This is a genomic window from Bacillus sp. 205(2023), assembly GCF_037027485.1.
Classification (GTDB): domain Bacteria; phylum Bacillota; class Bacilli; order Bacillales; family Bacillaceae; genus Bacillus; species Bacillus halotolerans.
On sequence record NZ_JAXCHF010000005.1, the window covers coordinates 212,803 to 238,091 of the forward strand.

The 25,289-nt window shown below is 48.3% G+C and carries 13 protein-coding genes and 1 pseudogene; 6 read left to right on the plus strand and 8 right to left on the minus strand.

Annotated features, from left to right (window positions below):
• The first annotated feature begins 5 nt into the window (after positions 1–5).
• The 4 genes from srfAB to WA325_RS14465 all read left to right on the plus strand — a co-directional run bounded on the left by srfAB (position 6) and on the right by WA325_RS14465 (position 16,730).
• Positions 6–10,760 carry a surfactin non-ribosomal peptide synthetase SrfAB gene (srfAB, locus tag WA325_RS21465; RefSeq protein WP_442895283.1) on the plus strand — a complete coding sequence of 3,585 codons (10,755 nt, stop codon included), beginning with the start codon at positions 6–8 and terminating at the stop codon, positions 10,758–10,760.
• A gap of 37 nt (positions 10,761–10,797) precedes the next feature.
• Positions 10,798–14,625: a surfactin non-ribosomal peptide synthetase SrfAC gene (srfAC, locus tag WA325_RS14455; RefSeq protein ID WP_336183853.1), complete on the plus strand. Its 3,828-nt coding sequence runs from the start codon at positions 10,798–10,800 to the stop codon at positions 14,623–14,625.
• A gap of 27 nt (positions 14,626–14,652) precedes the next feature.
• Positions 14,653–15,381, plus strand: a complete 729-nt coding sequence (gene srfAD, locus WA325_RS14460) for a surfactin biosynthesis thioesterase SrfAD (RefSeq protein WP_059291975.1) — start codon at positions 14,653–14,655, stop codon at positions 15,379–15,381.
• Positions 15,382–15,485: 104 nt separating this feature from the next.
• The gene (locus tag WA325_RS14465; protein WP_336183854.1) at positions 15,486–16,730 is read left to right on the plus strand and encodes an MFS transporter; all 1,245 of its coding nucleotides are present in this window, start codon (positions 15,486–15,488) and stop codon (positions 16,728–16,730) included.
• 87 nt (positions 16,731–16,817) lie between these two features.
• Here the strand turns inward: WA325_RS14465 and WA325_RS14470 are convergent, their stop codons facing one another.
• Together WA325_RS14470 and WA325_RS14475 are read right to left on the minus strand one after the other, a co-directional pair.
• On the minus strand, positions 16,818–17,348 hold the full coding sequence (locus WA325_RS14470; protein ID WP_105991518.1) for a YcxB family protein: 531 nt from the start codon (positions 17,346–17,348) through the stop codon (positions 16,818–16,820).
• Positions 17,349–17,397: 49 nt separating this feature from the next.
• Positions 17,398–18,339 (minus strand): DMT family transporter, encoded by a 942-nt coding sequence (locus WA325_RS14475; protein WP_044161909.1) that lies wholly within the window; start codon positions 18,337–18,339, stop codon positions 17,398–17,400.
• Between the two features lie 123 nt (positions 18,340–18,462).
• Here WA325_RS14475 and WA325_RS14480 point away from each other — a divergent pair, with 123 nt between their 5' ends.
• A complete protein-coding gene (locus tag WA325_RS14480) occupies positions 18,463–19,797 on the plus strand; it encodes an aminotransferase-like domain-containing protein (protein ID WP_105955222.1) in 1,335 nt (444 codons plus the stop codon).
• Here the strand turns inward: WA325_RS14480 and WA325_RS14485 are convergent.
• The 6 genes from WA325_RS14485 to WA325_RS14510 form a co-directional block, all read right to left on the minus strand.
• The gene (locus WA325_RS14485) at positions 19,792–20,466 is read right to left on the minus strand and encodes a 4'-phosphopantetheinyl transferase family protein (RefSeq protein ID WP_105991515.1); all 675 of its coding nucleotides are present in this window, start codon (positions 20,464–20,466) and stop codon (positions 19,792–19,794) included. The genes WA325_RS14480 and WA325_RS14485 overlap by 6 nt on opposite strands.
• Positions 20,467–20,570: 104 nt before the next feature.
• Positions 20,571–21,218 carry a YczE/YyaS/YitT family protein gene (locus tag WA325_RS14490; RefSeq protein ID WP_024120192.1) on the minus strand — a complete coding sequence of 216 codons (648 nt, stop codon included), beginning with the start codon at positions 21,216–21,218 and terminating at the stop codon, positions 20,571–20,573.
• Between the two features lie 124 nt (positions 21,219–21,342).
• Positions 21,343–22,086 carry a cystine ABC transporter ATP-binding protein TcyC gene (gene tcyC / locus WA325_RS14495; RefSeq protein ID WP_024120193.1) on the minus strand — a complete coding sequence of 248 codons (744 nt, stop codon included), beginning with the start codon at positions 22,084–22,086 and terminating at the stop codon, positions 21,343–21,345.
• 13 nt (positions 22,087–22,099) lie between these two features.
• Complete coding sequence (gene tcyB / locus WA325_RS14500) at positions 22,100–22,804, minus strand: cystine ABC transporter permease TcyB (RefSeq protein WP_024120194.1); 705 nt, start codon at positions 22,802–22,804, stop codon at positions 22,100–22,102.
• Entirely contained in the window at positions 22,791–23,597 is an 807-nt protein-coding gene (gene tcyA / locus WA325_RS14505; protein ID WP_059291969.1) for a cystine ABC transporter substrate-binding lipoprotein TcyA, read from the minus strand. Before tcyA ends, tcyB begins: the two co-directional genes overlap by 14 nt.
• Before the next feature lie 115 nt (positions 23,598–23,712).
• Positions 23,713–24,585 (minus strand): LysR family transcriptional regulator, encoded by an 873-nt coding sequence (locus tag WA325_RS14510; protein ID WP_336183855.1) that lies wholly within the window; start codon positions 24,583–24,585, stop codon positions 23,713–23,715.
• An 88-nt stretch (positions 24,586–24,673) separates the two neighbouring features.
• Between WA325_RS14510 and WA325_RS14515 the strand changes: the two are divergent.
• Positions 24,674–25,289: pseudogene (locus tag WA325_RS14515) on the plus strand (non-oxidative hydroxyarylic acid decarboxylases subunit B).

Consider the following 25,289-nt stretch of genomic DNA (forward strand, 5'->3'; position numbering starts at 1 on the left):
GGCATATGAGCAAAAAATCGATTCAAAAGGTGTATGCACTTACACCGATGCAGGAAGGAATGCTGTATCATGCGATGCTTGATCCGCATTCTTCCTCTTACTTCACACAATTAGAGCTTGGCATTCAAGGTGTTTTTGATCTGGAAATCTTTGAGAAAAGCGTCAATGAACTGATCCGGTCATACGATATTCTCCGTACGGTATTTGTGCACCAGCAGCTGCAAAAGCCGCGTCAGGTTGTGTTAGCGGAACGCAAGACAAAGGTGCACTATGAAGATATCAGTCATGCAGATGAGGATCGCCAGAAAGACCACATTGAGCGTTACAAACAAGACGTTCAGCGCCAAGGCTTTAACCTGGCCAAAGACATTTTGTTCAAGGTGGCAGTTTTCCGCCTTGATGCAGATCAGCTGTATCTTGTCTGGAGCAATCACCATATTATGATGGACGGCTGGAGCATGGGCGTGCTGATGAAAAGCCTGTTCCAAAACTACGAAACGCTCAGAGCAGGCCGCACACCTGCAAACGGGCAGGGCAAGCCATATTCCGACTATATTAAGTGGCTTGGAAAACAGGACAATGAAGAAGCGGAAGGCTACTGGAGCGAACGCTTGGCTGATTTTGAACAGCCAAGCGTGCTCCCGGGCCGCTTGCCGGAGAAAAAAGAAGAGTATGTGAACAGAGAATACTCATTTACATGGGATGAGGAACTGGTTGCACGCATTCAGCAAACGGCGAACCGCCATCAAGTGACGGGGCCTAACCTGTTTCAGGCGATCTGGGGAATCGTCCTCAGCAAATATAACTTTACAAATGATGTTGTCTTCGGCACGGTCGTATCGGGACGGCCGTCTGAAATCAACGGAATTGAAACAATGGCGGGGCTCTTTATCAATACCATTCCGGTGCGTGTAAAGGTTGATCAGCAGTCTACATTCGCTGATATTTTCACAGACGTTCAGCAGCATGCGGTGGAGGCGGAGCGCTACGATTACGTGCCGCTTTACGAGATTCAAAAACGTTCAGCCTTGGACAGCAGTCTTTTGAAACATCTCGTCGCTTTTGAAAATTATCCGCTTGATCAAGAGCTTGAAAACGGCAGCATGGAAGACCGGCTCGGGTTCTCTATTAAGGTTGAGAGCGCATTTGAACAAACAAGCTTTGATTTCAACCTCATTGTTTACCCGGGTAAAACATGGACCGTCAAAATCAAATATAACGGCGCTGCATTTGATTCTGCTTTTATTGAACGGACAGCAGGACATCTCACCCGCATGATGACAGCCGCTGTTGAGCGGCCGGACGCTTTTGTGCGTGAGCACGGGCTTGTGGGAGAAGAAGAGCAGCGGCAAATTGTGGAGACCTTTAACAGCACTTCATCAGAACTCCCAGAAGGAATGGCTGTTCATCAAGTATTTGAAGAACAAGCAAAGCGGACACCGGCAAGTACTGCCCTCGTATATGAAGGAGCCGAGCTGACATACCGCGAGCTGAACGAAGCGGCGAACCGCCTGGCGAGAAAGCTCATTGGGCAAGGTCTGCAAAAGGGTGAAGCGGCAGCCATTATGAATGACCGTTCGGCAGACACTGTTGCCGCCATGCTGGCTGTTTTAAAAGCAGGCGCCGCATATGTGCCGCTTGATCCCGCACTTCCGGAGGATCGGCTCCGTTTCATGGCGGAGGACAGCTCGATTCGGATCGCTTTAGCTGGAGAGGCATATACAAAACAGGCAAAGCAGCTGCAAGTACCGGTTCTCCCGCTGGAAGGCGTCTTTGAAGGGAATGAAACAGCTGACAATCTGAATCTGCCCGCCGATTCGTCTGACCTGGCTTACATCATGTACACGTCAGGTTCGACCGGAAAACCGAAAGGCGTCATGATCGAACATAAAAGCATTCTGCGTCTCGTTAAAAATGCAGGATACGTTCCTGTTCATGAAGAAGACCGCATGGCGCAAACGGGAGCTGTCAGCTTTGATGCCGGTACATTTGAGGTCTTTGGCGCGCTGCTGAACGGCGCTGCGCTTTATCCGGTGAAAAAAGAGACACTGCTTGACGCGACACGGTTTTCAGCGTTCCTCCGTGAGCAGAAAATTACGACGATGTGGCTGACATCGCCATTATTCAACCAGCTTGCTGCAAAGGATGCCGGCATGTTCGGCACACTGCGCCATTTAATCATCGGCGGAGACGCGCTCGTGCCGCATATTGTAAGTAAAGTGAAACAGGCATCGCCGTCGCTTGCTCTGTGGAACGGATACGGACCGACAGAAAATACGACATTTTCTACAAGCTTTCTGATTGATCGCGAGTACAGCGGTTCAATTCCAATCGGGAAGCCAATCGGAAATTCCACTGCATACATCATGGATGAGCAGCAGCGCCTGCAGCCGATCGGCGCGCCCGGTGAACTGTGTGTCGGCGGAAGCGGCGTGGCACGGGGCTACGTCAACCTCCCAGAGCTGACGAAGAAGCAATTTCTCGAAGATCCATTCAGACCGGGTGAAAAAATTTATCGAACTGGCGACTTGGCAAGATGGCTTCCGGACGGGAATATCGAGTTTTTAGGAAGAATTGATAACCAGGTGAAGGTGCGCGGGTTCCGGATTGAGCTTGGCGAAATCGAAACCAAATTGAACATGGCCGAACATGTGACAGAGGCTGCCGTGATCATTCGCAAAAACAAAGCGGATGAAAATGAAATCTGCGCGTACTTTACGGCGGATCGCGAAGTGTCTGTGAGCGGGCTGAGAAAAACGCTGTCTCAATCATTGCCTGACTATATGGTTCCTGCCCATTTGATCCAGATGGACAGCCTGCCGCTTACACCAAACGGAAAAATCAATAAAAAAGAACTGCCTGCGCCTCAATCAGACGCTGTGCAGTCTGAATATGCAGCACCCAAAACAGAGAGTGAAAAGAAATTAGCCGAGATTTGGGAAGGGATACTCGGCGTTAAAGCAGGCGTTACAGATAACTTCTTTATGATCGGCGGACATTCTCTGAAGGCCATGATGATGACGGCGAAAATTCAAGAGCATTTCCACAAGGAAGTACCGATTAAAGTGCTTTTTGAAAAGCCGACCATTCAAGAACTGGCACTGTATTTGGAAGAGAGCGAAAGCAAGGAGGAGCAGACGTTTGAACCGATCAGGCAAGCACCTTATCAGCAGCATTATCCTGTTTCCCCGGCCCAGCGGAGAATGTACATCCTCAATCAGCTTGGACAAGCAAGCACAAGCTACAACGTCCCTGCTGTACTTTTGCTGGAGGGGGAAGTAAACAAAGACCGGCTTGAACATGCGATTCAGCAATTAATCAACCGGCACGAAATTCTCCGTACGTCGTTTGACATGATAGACGGAGAAGTCGTACAGACCGTTCATAAAAACATATCGTTCCAGCTGGAGGCTGCCAAGGGACGGGAAGAAGACGCGGAAGAGCTGATCAAATCGTTTATTCAGCCGTTTGAGTTAAACCGCGCGCCGCTCGTCCGTTCGAAGCTTATCCAGCTTGAAGAAGAACGCCATCTGCTGCTCATTGATATGCATCATATCATTACGGACGGCAGCTCGACAGGCATTCTCATCGTCGATCTCGCCAAAATCTATCAAGGCGCAGAACTGGAGCTCCCGCAGATTCACTATAAAGATTACGCTGTCTGGCAAAAAGAACGTGCGGATCATCAAAAGGATGAAGCATACTGGCTGGATACGTTTAAAGGCGAGCTGCCGGTTCTTGATCTTCCGGCGGATTTCCCGCGTCCTGCAGAACGGAGCTTTTCCGGGGAACGCGTCATGTTCGGGCTGGATAAACAAATCACAGCTCAAATCAAATCGCTGCTGTCAGAAACAGACACAACAATGTACATGTTCCTTTTAGCCGCATTTCATGTACTGCTCTCTAAGTACGCGTCACAGGATGACATCATCGTCGGCTCACCGACTGCGGGCAGAACGCATCCTGATCTGCAAGGTGTGCCGGGTATGTTTGTCAACACGGTGGCATTACGGACAGCGCCTGCAGGGGACAAAACCTTTGCGCAATTCCTAGACGAAGTCAAAACGGTCAGTCTTCAAGCATTCGAGCACCAAAGCTATCCGCTTGAGGAACTGATTGAAAAACTGCCGCTCACAAGGGACACAAGCCGAAGCCCGCTGTTCAGTGTCATGTTCAACATGCAGAACATGGAGATTCCTTCTTTGAAATTAGGAGATTTGAAGATTTCTTCCTATTCCATGCTTCATCACGTGGCGAAATTTGATCTGTCCTTGGAAGCTGTCGAACGGGAAGAAGAAATCGGTTTAAGCTTTGACTACGCAACTGCCTTGTTTAAGGACGAGACGATCCGCCGCTGGAGCAGCCACTTTGTCAATTTGATCAAAGCAGCTGCGGTTAATCCGAACGTACGGCTGTCTGATTTGGAGATTCTTTCACCAGTTGAAACGGCAGCTTTGCTTGAAGAGAAAAAACAAACCACTCATTCTGGCAATGACACGTTTGCGTCACTTTTCGAAAAACAGGTGCAGCAAACACCTGATCATCCGGCTGTGATTTGTGGCGGAAACCAGCTGAGCTACCGTGAACTCGATGAACAGGCGAACCAGCTGGCGCATCATTTGCGCGCGCACGGGGCAGGAAGTGAAGACATCGTAGCCGTCGTCATGGATCGTTCAGCTGACCTAATGACAGCTGTTCTTGGTGTCATGAAGGCGGGAGCAGCTTTCCTTCCGATTGATCCGGATACGCCTGAGGAACGAATCCGCTATTCATTAGAAGACAGCGGTGCGAGATTTACAGTCGTGAATGAAAGAAATATGACTGCCATAGGGCAATATCAAGGAACCGCCATCAACATCGATCAAGCGGATTGGCGGAACGAAAGCAAGGAGCGCCCGGAACCGATTTCTGGGCCTCAGAATCTTGCATATATCATTTACACATCCGGCACGACCGGGAAGCCGAAGGGTGTGCAGATTGAGCACCGCAATCTGACAAACTATGTTTCTTGGTTTAGCAAAGAGGCAGGGCTGGCTGAAACGGATAAGTCTGTCTTGCTTTCGTCTTACGCATTCGACTTGGGGTATACAAGCATTTTCCCTGTGCTTCAAGCAGGCGGTGAGCTTCACATTGTGCCGAAAGAAACATATACGGCGCCCGATCAGATTGGCCGTTATATCAAGGAACACGGCATCACGTATATCAAGCTGACACCGTCTCTGTTCCATACGATGGTGAACACGGCCAGCTTTACAAAGGAGCCGCACTTTGAATCCCTGCGCTTGATTGTGTTGGGAGGAGAAAAGATCATTCCGGCTGATGTTTTAGCTTTCAGCAAGGTATATCAGCATACCGAATTTATCAATCACTACGGTCCGACCGAAGCAACGATCGGCGCCATTGCCGGACGGGTTGACCTGAGTGAACCTGACACATTCGCGAAACGGCCGACAATCGGACGGCCGATTGCCAATACCGGCGCACTTGTCTTAAATGAGTCATTGAAGCTTGTGCCTTCGGGAGCGAGCGGCCAGTTATATATCACGGGACAGGGGCTTGCCAGAGGATATCTCAGCCGTCCTCAGCTCACATCCGAGAAATTTGTGGAAAACCCGTATGCGCCGGACAGCCTGATGTACAAGACCGGAGATGTCGTCCGGAGACTGGCTGACGGCACGATTGAATTTATCGGCCGGGCTGATGATCAGGTGAAAATCCGCGGCTACCGCATTGAGCCGAAAGAAATTGAAACGGTCATGCTCAGCCTCAGCGAAGTTCAGGAAGCGGTTGTGCTTGCGGTTTCTGAGGGCGGGCTTCAGGAGCTTTGCGCGTATTATACGTCGGATCAAGCCATTGAAAAAGCAGAGCTCCGGAAACAGCTTTCACAAATACTGCCGTCTCATATGATCCCTGCCTTCTTTGTGCAGGTGGACGCTATCCCGCTCACGGCAAATGGGAAAACCGACAGAAACGCATTGCCGAAGCCGAACGCAGCGCAATCCGGATATGAAGCGTCAGCTGCTCCGAAAACAGCGCTTGAAGAAAGCCTTTGCCGCATCTGGCAGAAAACACTCGGCATTGAAGCGATCGGAATCGATGACAACTTCTTCGATTTAGGCGGCCATTCACTAAAAGGAATGATGCTCATCGCCAATATACAGGCAGAATTGGAGAAAACCGTGCCGCTTAAAGCGCTGTTCGAGCAGCCGACTGTACGCCAGCTGGCGGCTTATATGGAGGAATCGGCAGCATCAGGCGGCTATCGCATGCTGAAGCCTGCTGACAAACAGGATGTGTATCCATTGTCATCCGCGCAGAAACGGATGTACGTGCTCAATCAGCTTGACCGGCAGACGATCAGCTATAATATGCCATCGGTTCTTCTTATGGAAGGCGAGCTTCACATTTCGCGCCTGCGGGAATCACTCAACCAGCTCGTAAACCGTCATGAATCATTGCGCACATCATTTACGGAAGCAGACGGAGAGCCTGTCCAGCGCATTGTTGAGGAGGCATCAATTGATCTTCACGTGTTTGATGCAGAAGAGGGCGAGGCGGAACAGAAGATTAAAGAATTTATCCGGCCATTCAACTTAAGCGGCGCTCCGCTCATTCGCGCGGCATTACTCCGAATCGCAGACCAAAAACATCTGCTTCTATTGGATATGCATCACATTATCGCGGATGGTGTATCAAGAGGTATTTTCGTTAAAGAATTGGCACTGCTTTATAAAGGCGAACAGCTTCCGGAGCCGAAGCTTCATTATAAAGATTTCGCTGTTTGGCAAAATGAAGCCGGACAGAAAGAACGGATGAAGGAGCATGAGCAATACTGGCTTTCAGTTCTCTCAGGAGAACTGCCAGAGCTTGACCTTCCGCTCGATTACACCCGACCGCCTGTTCAAAGCTTTGAAGGGGATACTGTCCGTTTCCGTGCGGAAAGCGGAACGGCAAAGGCGATTGAGAAACTGCTAGCAGAAACGGGAACGACTTTGCATATGGTGCTTCACACCGTCTTTCATGTCTTTTTAAGCAAAATCTCCGGACAGCGGGATATCGTGATCGGCTCGGTTACAGCAGGCCGCATGAATGCCGACGTGCAAAACATGCCGGGGATGTTCGTCAATACGCTCGCACTGAGAATGGAAGCAAGGGAAGAGCAGACATTTGCAGAGCTTCTGGAGCAAGCGAAGGAGACAAATCTGTCAGCGCTTGAGCATCAGGAGTACCCGTTTGAAGATCTGGTCAATCAGTTAGACCTCCCTCGGGATATGAGCCGGAATCCATTGTTTAATGTGATGGTTACGACAGAAAACCCTGATAAAGAACAGCTTGAGCTGCAAGATCTCACAATTTCACCTTATGAGGCACATCAAGGAACATCCAAGTTTGACCTCACATTAGGCGGTTTCGCTGACGAAAACGGCATCGGTCTGCAGCTGGAATATGCGACTGACCTATTCTCAAGAGAAACTGCTGAGCAATGGAGCGAATACGTCCTGCGATTATTACAGGCTGTGGCGGAAAATCCAAACCAGCCGCTTTCCAGCCTGTCACTCGTCAACGAGACAGAAAAACAAACGCTTTTGGAAGCATGGAAAGGAAAAACACTGCCTGTGCCGACAGACAAAACGGTTCATCAGCTGTTTGAAGAAACGGCTAAGCGCCACAAGGACCGCCCGGCTGTCACGTATAACGGTCAGTCATGGACGTACGGTGAGCTGAATGCGAAGGCGAACCGTCTGGCGCGGATTTTGATTGACTGCGGCATCGGCGCGGATGAGCGCGTCGGCATTCTTACAAAGCCGTCGCTTGAAATGTCCGCTGCGGTGCTCGGTGTCCTGAAGGCAGGAGCGGCATTTGTGCCGATTGATCCTGACTATCCGGATCAGCGGATTGAATATATCCTACAGGACAGCGGCGCGACGCTTCTCTTGAAACAGGAAGGCATCTCAGTGCCGGACAGCTATACGGGTGAGGTTATTCTTCTTGACGGCAACCGCACGATCCTGAGTCTGCCGCTTGATGAAAACGACGAGGAAAATCCGCAGACCGACACAACCGCGGATCACCTTGCTTATATGATTTATACGTCAGGAACGACCGGACAGCCGAAGGGTGTTATGATCGAGCACCATGCGCTTGTGAACCTGTGCTTCTGGCATCATGACGCGTTCGGCATGACGGCGGAGGACCGCAGTGCAAAGTACGCGGGCTTCGGGTTCGACGCTTCCATTTGGGAGATGTTCCCGACCTGGACGATCGGCGCTGAGCTTCACGTCATTGATGAAGCGATCCGCCTTGATATCACCCGCCTGAATGACTATTTCGAAACGCACAACGTCACAATCACGTTCCTGCCGACTCAGCTGGCGGAACAGTTCATGGAGCTTGAGAACACATCACTTCGCGTGCTTTTGACCGGAGGGGACAAGCTGAAGCGTGCGGTTAAGCAGCCGTACACGATTGTCAACAACTACGGGCCGACCGAAAACACTGTCGTTGCGACGAGCACAGAAATCAATCCGGAGGAAGGCTCGCTTTCCATTGGGCGCGCGATCGCCAATACGAGAGTGTACATTCTCAGCGAAAGCCATCAGGTTCAGCCGGAGGGCGTGGCCGGAGAGCTTTGTGTGGCGGGACGCGGACTGGCGCGCGGCTATCTGAACAGGGAAGACGAAACCGCGAAGCGGTTTGTCGCCGATCCGTTCGTGCCGGGTGAACGCATGTACAAAACAGGCGATTTGGTGAAATGGACGAACGGCGGCATCGAATACATCGGCCGGATCGACCAGCAGGTCAAAGTCCGCGGCTACCGAATCGAGCTGTCAGAAATTGAAGTGCAGCTGGCCCAGCTTTCTGAGGTGCAGGATGCGGCAGTGACAGCTGTAAAAGATAAAGGCGGCAATACAGCGATCGCGGCGTATGTCACACCGGAAACAGCTGACATAGAAGCGCTGAAGTCGGCGCTCAAGGAAACTCTGCCAGACTACATGATCCCGGCGTTCTGGGTGACATTAAACGAGCTTCCGGTTACCGCAAACGGCAAAGTAGACCGCAAAGCGCTTCCGGAGCCGGACATCGAAGCAGGAAGCGGAGAATACAAAGCGCCGTCCACTGACATGGAAGAGCTGCTTGCCGGCATTTGGCAGGACGTGCTCGGTATTTCTGAAGTCGGTGTCAGCGACAATTTCTTCTCGCTCGGCGGAGATTCCATTAAAGGAATCCAGATGGCGAGCCGCTTGAACCAGCACGGCTGGAAGCTGGAAATGAAGGATCTCTTCCAGCACCCGACGATTGAAGAACTGACACAATATGTGGAGCGTGCTGAAGGCAAACAGGCAGACCAAGGCCCTGTGGAGGGCGAAGTTATCCTGACGCCGATCCAGCGCTGGTTCTTTGAAAAGAACTTCACAAACAAACACCATTGGAATCAGTCGGTCATGCTTCATTCTGCGAAAGGCTTCGATCCTGAACGGGTTGAAAAGACATTGCAGGCACTGATTGAACATCATGACGCGCTTCGCATGGTCTACCGTGAAGAAAACGGCGATATCATTCAAACGTATAAACGGATAGACGAATGCGAGGTCAGCTTCGAAATCGTTGATCTGTACGGCTCAGATGAAGATATGCTGAAAAGCCAGATTAAGGTTCTCGCTGACAGTCTGCAAAGCAGTCTTGACCTGCAAAACGGGCCGCTTCTGAAAGGGGAGCTGTACCGCACGGAAGCAGGGGATCACCTGCTCATTGCTGTACACCATCTCGTGGTCGACGGCGTATCATGGCGGATTTTACTTGAGGACTTTGCATCAGGCTACGTGCAGGCAGAGAACGAAGAGAAAATCATCTTCCCGCAAAAAACGAACTCCTTCAAGGATTGGGCGGAAGAATTGGCGGCATTCAGCCAATCAGCACACCTTTTGCAGCAAGCTGAATACTGGGCGCAAATTGACGCTGAAGAGGTTTCTGCTGTACCGAAGGATGCTGAAACAGAGGAGCGGATTGTCAAACATACATCATCCGTCATCTGCGAATTAAATGAAGAAGACACTAAACACCTCTTAACAGATGTTCATCAGCCATATGGAACCGAGATCAATGATATTCTCCTCAGTGCGCTCGGATTAACGATGAAAGAATGGACAGACGGTGTCAAAATCGGCATCAATCTTGAGGGGCACGGACGGGAGGACATCATCCCGAATGTGAACATCTCCAGAACGGTTGGCTGGTTTACGGCACAATATCCTGTTGTGCTCGACATGTCTGAAACAGATGTCTCAGCGGTCATCAAAGCAGTCAAAGAAAACCTGCGCCGCGTTCCGGACAAAGGCGTCGGATACGGCATTCTCCGCTACTTTACAGAACAAGCGGGAGCGCAAGGCTTCACACCGGAAATCAGCTTTAACTATTTAGGCCAATTCGACAGTGAAGTGAAAACGGATTTCTTTGAACCGTCCGCTTTCGATATGGGACGCCAAGTGAGCGAAGAATCAGAAGCCCTGTACGCTTTAAGCTTCAGCGGCATGATCCGAAACGGACGTTTTGTCCTTTCTTGCTCCTACAATGAGAAGGAATATGAAAGAGCAACGGTCGAAGCACAAATGGAGCGGTTTAAAGAAAACCTCCTCCTGATCATCCGCCATTGTACGGAAAAAGAGGACAAGGAATTCACACCGAGCGACTTCAGTGCGGGAGACCTTGAAATGGATGAGATGGGCGATATCTTTGACATGCTTGAGGAAAATTTGAAATAAAAATGCAAGGGAATTACAGAAGGCGGGAGCGAAACATATGAGTCAATTTAGCAAAGATCAGGTTCAAGATATGTATTACCTATCGCCGATGCAGGAGGGGATGCTGTTTCATACCATCCTTAATCCCGGCCAGAGCTTTTACCTTGAACAAATTACGATGAAAGTAAAGGGCGACTTCAATATCAAATGCCTTGAAGAAAGCATGAATGTCATCATGGACCGGTACGATGTATTTCGTACCGTGTTCATTCACGAAAAAGTAAAAAGGCCCGTTCAAGTCGTATTAAAAAAACGTCAATTTCATATAGAAGAAATGGATCTGACACATTTATCCGAAAGTGAACAAACGGACAAAATCAATGAATACAAAGCACAGGATAAGATCAAAGGCTTTGATTTAACGCGGGATATTCCGATGAGGGCAGCCATCTTCAAAAAAGCTGACAACAGCTTTGAATGGGTGTGGAGCTACCACCACATTATTTTGGACGGATGGTGCTTCGGCATCGTCGTGCAGGATCTGTTTAAGGTATACAATGCTTTGCGCGAACAAAAGCCGTACAGTCTGCCGCCTGTCAAACCGTATAAGGAATACATCAAGTGGCTTGAAAAGCAGGATAAACAAGCATCGCTCCGCTACTGGCGCGAGTACTTGGAAGACTTTGAAGGACAGACGACGTTTGCGGAGCAAAGAAAGAAACAAAAGGAAGGGTACGAACCGAAAGAACTTCTCTTCTCACTGCCGGAAGCGGAAACAAAAGCTTTTACAGAGCTTGCGAAATCTCAGCACACCACTTTGAGTACCGCTTTACAGGCAGTTTGGAGCGTACTGATCAGCCGTTATCAGCGGTCTGACGATTTGGCTTTCGGTACAGTCGTTTCCGGACGTCCCGCGGAAATCAAAGGCGTTGAACATATGGTCGGCCTGTTTATCAACGTTGTTCCAAGAAGAGTGAAATTGGCTGAAAACATGACATTCAACGGTTTGCTCAAGCAGCTTCAGGAGCAGTCACTTGAGTCAGAACCGCATCAATATGTGCCGCTTTATGACATCCAAAGCCAAGCCAACCAGCCGAAATTGATTGACCACATCATCGTGTTTGAAAATTATCCGCTTCAGGATGCAAGCAATGAAGAAAGCGGACAAAACGGATTCGATATGGAGGATGTCCATGTATTTGAGAAGTCAAATTACGATCTCAATTTGATGGCCTCTCCGGGTGACGAAATGCTGATCAAGCTTGCCTATAATGAGAATGTGTTTGATGAAGCGTTTATGCTGCGCTTAAAATCCCAGCTTCTCACAGCGATTCAACAGCTTATTCAGCATCCGGATCAGCCTGTCAGCACCATTGATTTCATTGACGAAAAAGAAAAAGAGTACTTGCTTAACGGCTTAAATCCGGCACCTCAAACGTGTGAGCCAAAACCTCTGACGGATTGGTTCAAGGAGGCGGTGGACGTCAATCCAAGTGCACCGGCGCTCACATTTGCAGGCCGAACGCTGTCCTATCACGAATTAGACGAGGAAACGAACCGCCTCGCATGCCGTTTGCAAAAGCAAGGGGCAGGCAAAGGCTCAGTTGTTGCATTGTACACGAAGCGCTCGCTGGAACTGGTGATTGGGATTCTCGGTGTGTTAAAAGCGGGAGCTGCTTATGTGCCGATTGATCCTAAGCTGCCGGATGACCGAATCTCATATATGCTGACCGACAGCGGGGCGGCATGTCTGCTTACACACCAAGAGATGAAAGAGCAAGCGAATCAGCTGCCATTTGCAGGCCAAACACTCATCATTGATGATCCCATCCGTTTTGAAGAAGAGGCAAGCGATCCTGAAACCGCGATTGCACCCGATGATGCAGCGTATATCATGTATACATCAGGCACAACCGGAAAGCCAAAGGGAAATATCACGACGCATGCCAATATTCAAGGATTAGTGAAGCACGTTGACTACATGACGTTTTCTGAAAAAGACACGTTCTTATCTGTATCGAATTACGCTTTTGACGCATTTACCTTTGATTTCTACGCTTCCATTTTGAATGGAGCAAGGCTGATTATCGCAGATGAAAATACACTGCTTGATACAGAGCGTCTCACGAGCCTCATCCGTCAAGAGAATGTCAGCGTCATGTTTGCGACCACAGCTTTATTTCATCTTCTCACAGATGCAGGAGAGGATTGGCTGAAGGGGCTTCGCTGTGTGTTATTCGGCGGGGAACGCGCGTCTGTGCCTCACGTCAGGAAAGCGCTGCGGATCATGGGGCCGGGCAAGCTGATTAACTGCTACGGCCCGACTGAGGGCACGGTGTTTGCAACGGCTCACGTCGTGCACGGGATTCCGGAGTCTATCTCCTCACTGCCGATCGGAAAGCCGATCAGCAATGCAAGTATTTATATTCTCAATGAATCAAATCAGCTCCAGCCATTCGGAGCGGTCGGTGAACTATGCATCAGCGGAATGGGTGTATCAAAAGGCTATGTAAACCGTGATGAGCTGACCAAGCAGAAATTTACCGCCAACCCGTTCAAACCGGGAGAAACACTTTACCGCACAGGGGATCTCGCTCGCTGGCTGCCTGACGGAACAATTGAATACGCCGGCCGCATTGATGATCAAGTGAAAATACGGGGACACCGGATCGAGCTGGAAGAAATCGAAAAACAGCTGCAAGAATATCCCGGAGTAAAAGACGCGGTCGTCGTGGTGGACCGCCGCGAGTCTGGGGACGCATCAATTAACGCCTACCTCGTGAACAGGACACAGCTTTCAGCAGGAGACGTTAAGGCACACCTGAAAAAGCAGCTTCCTGCTTATATGGTGCCGCAGACATTTACGTTCTTGGACGAGCTTCCTTTAACAACAAACGGAAAAGTCAATAAACGTCTGCTGCCAAAACCGGAGCAAGATCAGATATCGCAAGAATGGATTGGGCCTCGAAATGAAACGGAAGAAACAATCGCGCAAATCTGGTCCGAGATTCTCGGCAGAAAGCAAGTCAGCATCCATGACGATTTCTTCGAGCTTGGCGGCCATTCCTTAAAGGCGATGACAGCCGCTTCTCGCATCAAAAAAGAGCTCGGAATTGACCTTCCGGTGAAGCTATTGTTTGAAGCGCCGACGATTGCCGGCATTTCAGCATATCTGAAAAACGGAGGCTCAGAAGGACTTCAGGACGTAACAATCATGAATCCGGATCAGGATGACATCATTTTCGCATTCCCGCCGGTATTGGGATATGGCTTAATGTATCAGAATCTGGCCAAACAATTGCCGTCATACAAGCTGTGCGCCTTTGACTTCATTGAAGAGGAAAACCGTCTTGACCGTTATGCCGCTCTGATCAAGGAGCTTCAGCCGGAAGGTCCTGTGACACTGTTCGGTTATTCAGCAGGATGCAGCCTGGCATTTGAAGCCGCTAAAAAACTTGAAGAGCAGGGACGCACTGTACAGCGGATTATCATGGTGGATTCCTATAAAAAACAAGGCGTCAGTGATCTGGATGGACGCACGGTCGAAAACGATGTCGAGGCGCTGATGAATGTAAATCGGGACAATGAAGCGCTCAATAGCGAAGCCGTCAAGCAGGGGCTCAAGAAAAAAACACATGCCTTCTACTCATACTACGTCAACCTGATCAGCTCGGGCCAAGTGAATGCGGACATTGATTTGCTGACCTCTGATCTTGACTTTGAAATGCCTGAATGGCTTTCATCGTGGGAAGAGGCGACAACGGGCGCTTATCGTGTGAAAAAAGGCTTCGGTACACACGCCGAAATGCTGCAGGGCGAATGTCTTGATAGGAATGCCGGGATTTTGCGCGAATTTCTTAATAAACAAACCATAACGCTTTCTTAAGGAAGCGATGAAAGGGGGAGCCGGCCAATGAGCCAACTCTTCAAATCATTTGATGCATCGGAAAAAACGCAGCTGATCTGTTTTCCGTTTGCCGGCGGCTACTCGGCGTCATTTCGCCCTCTCCATGCTTTTTTGCAGGGGGAGTGTGAAATGCTTGCAGCTGAACCGCCCGGGCACGGCACGAATCAGACGTCAGCCGTTGAGGATCTCGAGCAGCTGACTGATTTGTACAAGCAAGAATTACATTTGCATCCAGATCGGCCGTTTGTGCTGTTCGGGCACAGCATGGGCGGCATGATCACCTTCAGGCTGGCGCAAAAACTGGAGCGTGAAGGCATTTTTCCGCAGGCTGTGATTATTTCTGCGATTCAGCCGCCGCATATTCAGCGGAAAAAAGTATCGCATTTGCCTGATGATCAATTTCTCGATCATATTATCAAATTAGGCGGAATGCCCGCAGAGCTCGTTGAAAATAAAGAAGTTATGTCATTTTTTCTTCCTTCGTTCAGATCGGATTACCGGGCTCTTGAACAATTCGAGCTTAACGACATGACACCGATCCAATCGCCGGTCCACGTCTTTAACGGACTGAATGACGAAAAATGCATCCGGGATGCGGAAGGCTGGAAGAAGTGGGCGAAACACATCACGTTCCATGAATTTGACGGCGGGCATATGTTTCTGCTGTCAAATACGGAGGAAGTGGCGGAACGGATTTTTGCGATTTTGAATCAGCATCCGATTTCCAGTTCCTAATGAAAAAGCGGACAGCACTGTGCTGTTCGCTTTTTTTATATAGAATGTAAATTTTTTCATGATATAATAGTCGCAATACTCAAATAAAGGCAGGTCAGGAAAACATGTCTCGGCATATCCTTCGCGCGTCTCCTAAGATGAAATGGTTAATATTGCTGTTCACGTTTGTCTTCGCCATCGGAATGAACTCATTCAGAAATTCCTTTCAATTTTTTATGCTCCCGATGGCAGAGACCTTTCACGCCGATCGGTCGCTGATTTCGGCTTCCGTCAGCATTTTTATGATCACAACGGGAGTCGTTCAGTTTTTTGTCGGCTTTTTTATTGACCGGTTCAGCGTCAGAAAGATTATGGGGATCGGCGCCATTTGTATCAGCGCAAGCTTTTTGGCGCTCCCGCATTCGCCGAATGTCCATATATTTTCTGTGATCTACGGAGTGCTCGGCGGAATCGGCTATTCCTGCGCGGTTGGCGTGACGACACAGTATTTTATCAGCCGCTGGTTTGACACGCATAAAGGCTTGGCGCTCGCCATTTTGACCAATGCAAATTCAGCCGGTTTGCTGCTGCTGTCACCGATTTGGGCTGCGGCTCCTTACTATGCAGGCTGGCAAACTGCGTATACAATATTGGGCATTTTCTTAGCGGCTGTCCTGCTGCCTCTTTTGGCCTTCGGAATGAAGCACCCGCCCAATGTTCAAGGTCAGTCCGTGAAAAAATCTTATGACTGGCAGGGATTTTGGAAGGTGTTAAAGCAGTCCCGCCTCATTCATATCCTGTACTTCGGCGTATTTACGTGCGGATTTACGATGGGAATCATTGATGCTCATCTCGTTCCAATGCTGGAGGATGCGCATGTCTCTCATATCAACGGAATGATGGCTGCATTCGGGGCGTTTATTATCATCGGGGGATTATTGGCAGGCTGGCTGTCAGATTTGCTTGGCAGCAGAAGCATGATGCTGTCCATTTTGTTTTTCATTCGTCTCATCAGCTCGATCTGCCTGCTCATTCCCGCACTCGGCATTCATAACAGTGAGCTCTGGTACTTGTGCTTTACGCTGTTATTCGGGCTCAGCTACACAGGCGTGATCCCGCTGACTGCTGCGTCCATTTCTGAAAGCTTTCAAACCGGGCTTATCGGCTCGCTCCTAGGCATCAATTTCTTTATCCATCAAATCGCCGGCGCTCTCAGTGTGTATGTGGGCGGATTGTTTTTTGACATGTATCATAATTATTTGCTGATAATTGTTGTGTGTTTGGTACTTGTAAGTTTATCAGCATTATTGGAGCTGGCGCCAATCAAAAAAAACAATCATGTTCATAACGAAGAGAGTGTTGAGGGGTAAATCTCCATTAGCTGAAGAGAATGTTACTCAATGGAGCGGCATATCTCATTAACATAAAAAAGAGGGAAAACCCTCTTTTTAAATTTGTCATTTTACTTTTTTGGCACGTACATGTTCTTTTACAAGCTGTCTGAATGAGTGGAGCTCATTTTCGAATACAAAAAAACGTTTAGGAACTAAGATGACCTGGTGACTAGAAGTTTTGATAGAGAAAAAGTGTTTATATTCTGCAACTGCCTTTATTTCATCCCATTCAAACAATGTACTATAGTTTTTGGATTGAATTTGAATGCCTTGCCGGTTAATGGTATATGTCCTTTTGCGTTTTAGCCGTTTATTGTTCTTATAGCTGGTACGCAGCCTTATATAATGAAAAGCAATCAAAAGCAATGTAAAGATCAAGGATAGAATCGCTATGAAAATACCATTATATATCACTTCGAGTGTTTCGCTGTCATAAACGGTAATCGGAAATCCATAAAGCGAATACACCAATAAAGATAGAAGAAAAATATAAATAAAATAAAACAATGCTGATATTCTTTGCCGGGATAAAAAGTAACATCTCATATCTTGTAATGAAATGGCTCCCTCTAGGAAGACACTGTGTTGAATCATTCTTACACTGCACCTCAAACCATTTTTTCTTCAACTCTAACATAACATCTCATTTGTTCATAGAAATGGATTTTTCGGTTTGCTTTCTTTTTCGGAGACCGGCATTGCTTCCCAGCACGCCGATGATAATACAAACCGCACCGGCAAGGTGATACCAGGCTAGGCTTTCGTTCAAAACCACAACTCCGGCAATCATCGTCACGATGGTGGACAAATGATTAAAGGCGCTCATTTTAAACGCCTCAATCCGGGACAGCGCATAGTTGGACATAAACGAAGTAACGAGCGAGGATAACACGCCCAAATACACTATCGCGAGGATAAAGCCGGGTTCCCGGAATGGATGGAAGTAAGTGCCGACCGTTCCGGAAGCGCCGTGCCGAACCAAGGCGATGGCATTGAAGACGACAAATCCAATCGCTGACATGATGTAGGTGAGCTCTATCAGCCGGAAACGCTGTGTCATTTTTCTTGCGGCGGTATTGTACATAGCTGAAGACAGAGCGGACAAGAGAATGAGTACAGATCCCTTTAGGCTGGCCGATTCAACGTTCACGCCTTTCATCACAAAAATAAACATGACGCCCGCAACTGATAACACGGTGAACCCTTTTTGAGCCCACGTCGATCGCTCTTTTAAAAAATAAGCGGCAAAGACCATTGTAAAAATCGGAATCGATGCCTGAATGATCCCGGCTTCAGAGGATGACGAGTACACCAGGCCGAATGCCTGAAAGCTGAAAAACAGCGCCGGATACAGCAGGGCGAGCGGCAAAATAGCCATTACATCTTTTAAACGGATGGACAGCTTCACCCATCCGAATAAGACAGGTATAGTAGCCGCTGCAAACGCAAGGGTGAACCGGTGTGCAAGAATATCAAATGGTTCTGCCGATTGCAGCGCGATTTTTACGAAAAGAAAGGATAACCCGATAATCAAAGCGTTTAACATAGCTGCAAGATAAGCTGAGGTTTGCTGGTTTTTATACATACAGGAAGTGCTCCTTTATATAAATAATAGAGCCGGCCGCTCCCTTTTATTGTATGGGGTGGATAGGAACGGTACAATGAGAAAAACAATGAACTGTACCGGTACAAAACAGGGGGAGAAAGAATGGAGAAGTATATCAGTCTCTTCATACAGATAGAGGAAATGATGCAAAGCAGTGTCTATCAAGAAGGAGACAGGCTGCCTTCCATCAGGCAGCTGTCCGCCCGCTATCAAGTCAGCAAAAGCACGGTGATCCGCGCGCTGCAAGAGCTGGAAAAACGCCATCTTATCTATTCTGTTCCGAAAAGCGGCTATTATCTTGTGAAAAAGACGAGGAAGCCGCATCACGGCAAGTCAGGCCCAATCGACTTTGCAACGTCTGCGCCGGACCCTGATATTTTTCCGTATGTGGATTTTCAGCATTGCATCAACAAAGCGATTGATACATACAAGCATGATTTGTTTCTCTACGGAACGCCGAAGGGCCTCCCGTCGCTCATCCATGTTCTGCAAAAGCTGTTTGCTGATCAGCAGGTATTTGCGGACGAGCGGCATATGTTTATCACATCCGGCGTCCAGCAGGCACTATCCCTGCTATGTGCAATGCCGTTTCCCAATGGGAAAGAGAAGATCGCTATTGAACAACCAGGCTATCATTTGATGATTGAACAGCTGGAGACACTGGGCATCCCTGCATTCGGGATAAAAAGAACGGAGCAGGGGCTTGATTTAGCGGAAGTCGAGCGGCTGTTTCAAACAGAACCGATCAAATTTTTTTATACGATGCCACGCTTCCATAACCCGCTTGGGAGCTCACTGGCCGAACGGGACAAACAAGAGCTGGTAAGATTGGCGGAAGCCTATGACGTCTATCTTGTTGAGGATGACTATCTCGGTGATCTCGAGGAAAATAAAAAGGCAGACCCCCTGTACGCATACGATCTGTCCTCACATGTGATTTATTTAAAAAGCTTTTCAAAAATGATATTTCCCGGCCTTCGCGTGGGGGCCGCCGTTTTGCCAAATGCGCTGACTGACACATTTCATACGTACAAAAAGCTGAACGACATTGACTGCTCGATGATTTCCCAAGCTGCGTTAGAAATTTACATCAAAAGCGGAATGTTCGGCAGGCACAAGGAGAAAATCAGAAATTCCTATAAGGAACGGTTCCTCAGGCTTCATGAAGCCATTCAAACTCACGGACAATCGAGCCGCGGCCGCTTTCTATTTTCCAGCGGCCAGGCCCCGTGCATGCATACCCATCTGGTGCTTCCTGAGGACCTGCCGGCATCAAGAGTGATTCAAAAGATGAAAAAACAAGAGGTTCTCCTTGAAGCGATTGACCGCCATTATTTATCAGACTATCCGAAAGAAAATCTATTAAAAATCAATCTTTCCAATGTGAAGACTGAAGATATTGAGCGCGGCATTAAGCTGCTGATGAGCCATTTATAAAAGCGCTTCGTACGAGATCATCGTGATGTCCTCCGGGAAATCAGGTCGGGCGGCGCACACAGCCATTTTATAGCCGGGATCTACCTCATACGTTTTGATAAAGCAAGGCGTATGGTGTTCCGGAAGCTCGACGGATACTCGGCCATCCTCATGCAGGCGCACGGAGAAGGAGTCAAGCGGCAGCGACAGGCCTTTGCCTTCCTGCTTAATAAAGCTCTCTTTCATAGACCATAGATGATAAAAATAATCGTTTTGCTCGTCTTTATGTTTGGATAAAAGATCGCTGTACTCGTTCTTCGAAAAGAAACGTTCGGCAATCCCGAGGCTGATTGGCTTCATTTTTTCAATATCGACGCCGATCGGATCTGAATCAAACGCGCCGATGACCCAATGGCCGGAGTGGGAAATGTTAAAGTGGGCATTGGGGAGGTCAGGGATGCAAGGCTTCCCGTATTCCTGCGCGCTGAATCGGATATCGGCTTTATTCAGCTTGTACTGCTCGCTGATGACAGAGCGAACAAGCACATCTCCCAGCAGGGTGCGGTGAGCATCTTCTTTATGATAAAATCTCCGGCATTTCTCCCGTTTTTCAGCGGAAACGAAAGACATCAGCCGATCCGATTCTGCCTGTGAAAGCGGGCGGTCCATATAAATTCCGTAAATTTTCATTCTAGATCCTCCGTCTGCAAAAGATTGTCAAAACCATCCTATCATACTTCAACAAGACTCATATAGAGGAGAAAATAAAAAAACAAAGCCGAAGCGGCTTTGTTTTAGTGTATAGGCGGAGTTGCTTTCACAGCGGCTGTCCGCCTTGCCACAGCATAATTCAGCAGCTGGATTGATTGCGGCAATGAAAAGCGCAAAATGATACCGGTGAGGATGGCGGTTAAAATTGTACCTAACCCGATCGGACCGCCCATGCCCCATGCTGCAAACAAAATTGTTATTTCCATGCCGTTCCGCACCCATTGCACATTCCAGCCGGTTTTTTCTGTAATCAGCATCATCAGTGAATCACGCGGCCCCGCGCCAAGGCCCGCTGATACATAAACACCGACGCCGTAGCCGATCAGCAGCACGCCGAGAGAGAAGACGATGACGGAGCCTGTGTAGGTGGAGGGGGCAGGCAGAAGAAAATTGAAAAAATCTATAAAAACACCAATGAGCACCATGTTCAGGATCGCCCCAATTTTTGGCCAAGCCCTCGTAAACAATGACGTGAATCCGACGATGAGCGCTCCAATAATGATGGACCACTGGCCGACGGTAAGCCCGAAGTGCTGAAACAGGCTGTAATGAAATGCATCCCACGGACTGATCCCCAGCGTTTTTCCTTCTATCGTAAGGGATACACCAAAAGACAAAATAAGCAGACCGGCAAAATAAAATGTCCAGCGCAGAACAAGTTCTCGCTTCACGTGAAGTCCCTTCTTTCGTAAAAATCAATCGATTGTCATTGTAGCATATCTGACAAAAGGGCGGAATAGGCGAAAGGGGCTCAACAAAAAAACAGGGCCGCCGGCAGGCGCCCTGTTTAAGGTTTTACAACGGGTTCAAAATTCGATTCAAAAACCGCTGGGTCCGTTCTTCTTTTGGAGCAGAGAAAATTTCCTCAGGCGGCCCCTGCTCCACGATGACGCCGCCGTCAATGAAGACGACTTCGTCCGCCACTTCCTGGGCGAATTTGATTTCGTGGGTAACAACGACCATGGTCCAGCCTTCATTGGCTAAATCCTTGATAACCTTCAGTACGTCACCCACAAGCTCAGGGTCAAGCGCTGAGGTCGGTTCGTCAAACAGCATCAGCTCAGGCTGAATTGCCAGTGCACGGGCGATGCCGACGCGCTGCTGCTGGCCTCCGGAAAGCTGGAACGGATATAAATCCATTTTGTCCTTCAATCCGACTTTATCAAGAAGCTGAATCGCTTCTTTTCTGACTTCCTCTTTGTTTCGTTTTTGCACCTGAACAGGACCTTCCATCACGTTTTCAAGCGCTGTGCGGTGAGGGAAGAGGTGATACGCCTGAAACACCATTCCCGATTTCCGGCGGAGCTGAAGGATATCCGACTGCTTCACTTTCTTTGAAAAATCGATGGAGAAATCATCAAATGCAAGCTCCCCGCGATTCGGGATCTCCAGCGCGTTCAGACAGCGAAGCAGCGTCGTTTTCCCTGAACCGGAAGGCCCAAGTATAGCGATGACTTTTCCTTTTTCTATCTTCATATCTATCTTTTTTAAAATTTCATTTTGACCGAATGATTTGTTTAATCCTTTAACGGAAAGCATACTCGGAACCTCCTTATTTGGCCACGTAGCGGTCAAGACGCCGTTCGATGACATGCTGGACGAGCGAAAGCAAGAAGCAGATCATCCAATAAATAAAGGCCGCTTCAATATAAATGACTAAAATCTGATCGAGATTGCGCGCGCCGATTTCCTGAGCTTTTCTGAACAGCTCAGCGACGAGAATCTGAGAAGCAAGAGATGTATCTTTGATCAGGCTGATAAAGGTATTGGATAATGGCGGGATCGACACACGAAACGCCTGCGGCAAAATGACGCGGAACAGCGTCTTCTGGTGTGTCATGCCGATGGTATAGCCAGCTTCCCATTGCCCCTTCGGCACGGATAAAATAGATGCCCTGATGATTTCAGATGCATAGGCGCCGACATTTAAGGAAAAGGCAATGACTGCGCTTGGAAATGGATCTAGTGTAATGTTAAAGGCCGGGAACAGATAGAAAATGATGAACAATTGAACGAGAAGTGGAGTGCCGCGTACGGCGGATACGTATACGCTGAACACCCATCTCAAAGGTCTCACTTTCGACATTCTGGCAAGCGCCGTAATCAGCGCCAGTATCATTCCGAATATAAAGGAAAGAATCGTAAGGGGAATCGTATAGTAGATTCCCCCTGAAAGTATCGGCCAGAATGACTGCTGCACCAGATCCCACGGGATCGCCGTGCCAAGCGTCAGTGCCGGTATATTATTTAGAAACATCTTCGCCGAACCATTTTTTAGAGATTTTAGAAAGAGTCCCGTCCTCTTTCATTTCTTTTAATGCTTTGTTGACTTGGTCGACAACCTCGCCGCTTCCTTTACGGAACGTGAAATACGTTTCCTGCGGATCGCCTGTTTCAAACGCGATTTTTACGTTTTTGTTGCCTGATGTTTTTAAATAGTTTAATACGGCAAGCTTATCGTTGTACGTCATGTCGACGCGGCCTTGCTGGATCATTTGAAGGGCCTGCGCCATGCCTTCAACGCCTTCTACTTTCGCGCCGGCATTTGCAGCTAGTTTGTTATAGTTGCTTGTCAGTGATTGAGCTGACGTTTTTCCTTTTACGTCTTTTTCAGACTTAATATCGTTGTTGTCTTTTTTCGTCACGACAACGGCTCTTGATGTTGTGTATTTGTCTGAGAAGTCATATTGGTTTTCACGATCTGTTTTTCCGACTTGGTTGGCAACGACGTCAAACCGTTTGGAATTCAGTCCTGCAAACATACTGTCCCACTGTGTTTCCTTGAATTCGGCTTTCAGTCCAAGGCGTTTTGCGACTTCTGTGATGACTTCCACGTCATAGCCAGTCAGCTTGTCATTGTCTTTGTCATGATAAGTGAACGGTTCGTACGTTCCTTCTGTACCGACTGTCAGTACGCCTTTTTTCTTAATTGAAGCCCAAAGATCGCCGTTTTTTCCGTTATCTTTTGACTGATTGTCATTTCCTGCTCCGCAAGCTGCGAGAACTGCAATGCTTACGACCATGAATAAAGCTAAAAGTGCTTTTTTCATTCTATTCCCCACTTTTCTGATTAATTTTGTTGAAATGAAAAAATAGCTTACAAATCTAAAGGATAACTTTTTTTTAGTATGAGTCAAGTATTTGGTTTTCATGAGACAAAAACACTTAAAATAAATTCAAAAATTGCTGTACCGGTTTTGGCAAATAACTGTCAGTTCTCCACATGACAGCCGGTGTCATAACGAAGGGGTTGTTTTCGATTTTAACTGTGTGAATGTGGTTTCTCATATGAACAGGAATCATGGTGACGGGCAGAATGGACGCGCCAAATCCTGATGAGACGAGACTGAGCAGTGTTGCTGAGTCGTGGCATTCACAAACAATACGCGGCTCCAGCTGAAGACGCTGAAATTCATTCATGACCTGGTTATAAACGCCTTTTCCGTTCACAGGCCGCAGCAGAATCAGCGGGAAAGAAGGGATGTCCTCCATTTGAATGGTGTCTACGCATGTATACCCGGCATCATCAGAAAGAACGAGCACACATGGAATGTCGTCAAGCTTTTTAAATTGGACGGTATCGCTTTTTATCATGGTTGTCGTGACAGCGGCGTCGATTTGTCGGCTTTCCAGCAACTCTAACAGCGTTGCCGGCTCGTTCTCCCAAATATTAAAGGTGAGGTGCGGATATCTTTCTTTCATTTGCGTCACCTTCTCAAGCATAAGAGCGGCGCAATAAATCGTCGAACCCACAGCCAGCGTGCCGGCAACCTCCTCCCTCAGCTCTTGTACCTCAATGACCGCATCTTCAAACCTGTGCAGAATCTCTTTGGCTCTTTTGAGAAAAATGCTTCCTTCATATGTAAGGGTCATTTGTTTTTTCTTATTGCGGTCAAACAATACCACACCCAGCTCATCCTCCAGCTGTTTGAGCTGCCTGCTTAGCGGCGGCTGCGCCATATGGAGTTTTTTGGCGGCAGAGGTGATCTTTTGTTCTTGGGCAATGGTAATGAAATATCGCAGCTGACGAATGTCCAAAGAAGGGCCTCCTTTTATATACCTTTTAGGTATTGATTATAGATTTAACGAATATTTTTCATATGGATATATCAGGAGTATGATTGAAATGAAGACAGAATTCAAGCGTAAAGGAGGGGCAAAATTTGAAACTCGTTGTCGGAATGACAGGGGCAACAGGGGCTATCTTCGGTGTCAGGCTATTAGAATGGCTGAAGGCAGCGGAAGTGGAAACCCATCTCGTTGTGTCTCCTTGGGCTAACGTTACCATCAAACATGAAACAGGCTACACGTTAAAAGAAGTTGAAAAGCTGGCCACATACACATACTCGCATAAGGACCAGGCGGCGGCCATCTCCAGCGGCTCGTTTGATACCGATGGCATGATTGTGGCGCCGTGCAGTATGAAATCGCTTGCGAGCATCCGCACCGGGATGGCGGATAATCTGCTGACTCGCGCGGCGGATGTCATGCTGAAAGAGCGGAAAAAGCTCGTTCTCTTAACAAGAGAGACACCTTTGAACCAGATTCATCTCGAAAATATGCTTGCACTCACAAAAATGGGAACGATTATTCTTCCTCCGATGCCGGCGTTTTATAATCAGCCGAGCAGCTTAGAAGAAATGGTCGACCATATTGTATTCAGAACTTTGGATCAATTCGGCCTGCGCCTTTCTGAGGCAAAGCGCTGGAATGGAATTGAAAAACAAAAAGGAGGAGCTTGA

Excerpts from the sequence above, each read along its gene's own strand:
- tcyA (WP_059291969.1), bottom strand. The coding sequence starts at position 23,597 with ATGAAAAAAGCACTTTTAGCTTTATTCATGGTCGTAAGCATTGCAGTT.
- WA325_RS14465 (WP_336183854.1), top strand. The coding sequence starts at position 15,486 with ATGTCTCGGCATATCCTTCGCGCGTCTCCTAAGATGAAATGGTTAATA.
- srfAB (WP_442895283.1), top strand. The coding sequence starts at position 6 with ATGAGCAAAAAATCGATTCAAAAGGTGTATGCACTTACACCGATGCAG.
- WA325_RS14470 (WP_105991518.1), bottom strand. The coding sequence starts at position 17,348 with ATGATTCAACACAGTGTCTTCCTAGAGGGAGCCATTTCATTACAAGAT.
- WA325_RS14485 (WP_105991515.1), bottom strand. The coding sequence starts at position 20,466 with ATGAAAATTTACGGAATTTATATGGACCGCCCGCTTTCACAGGCAGAA.
- tcyB (WP_024120194.1), bottom strand. The coding sequence starts at position 22,804 with ATGTTTCTAAATAATATACCGGCACTGACGCTTGGCACGGCGATCCCG.
- srfAC (WP_336183853.1), top strand. The coding sequence starts at position 10,798 with ATGAGTCAATTTAGCAAAGATCAGGTTCAAGATATGTATTACCTATCG.
- WA325_RS14475 (WP_044161909.1), bottom strand. The coding sequence starts at position 18,339 with ATGTATAAAAACCAGCAAACCTCAGCTTATCTTGCAGCTATGTTAAAC.
- WA325_RS14480 (WP_105955222.1), top strand. The coding sequence starts at position 18,463 with ATGGAGAAGTATATCAGTCTCTTCATACAGATAGAGGAAATGATGCAA.
- tcyC (WP_024120193.1), bottom strand. The coding sequence starts at position 22,086 with ATGCTTTCCGTTAAAGGATTAAACAAATCATTCGGTCAAAATGAAATT.
- srfAD (WP_059291975.1), top strand. The coding sequence starts at position 14,653 with ATGAGCCAACTCTTCAAATCATTTGATGCATCGGAAAAAACGCAGCTG.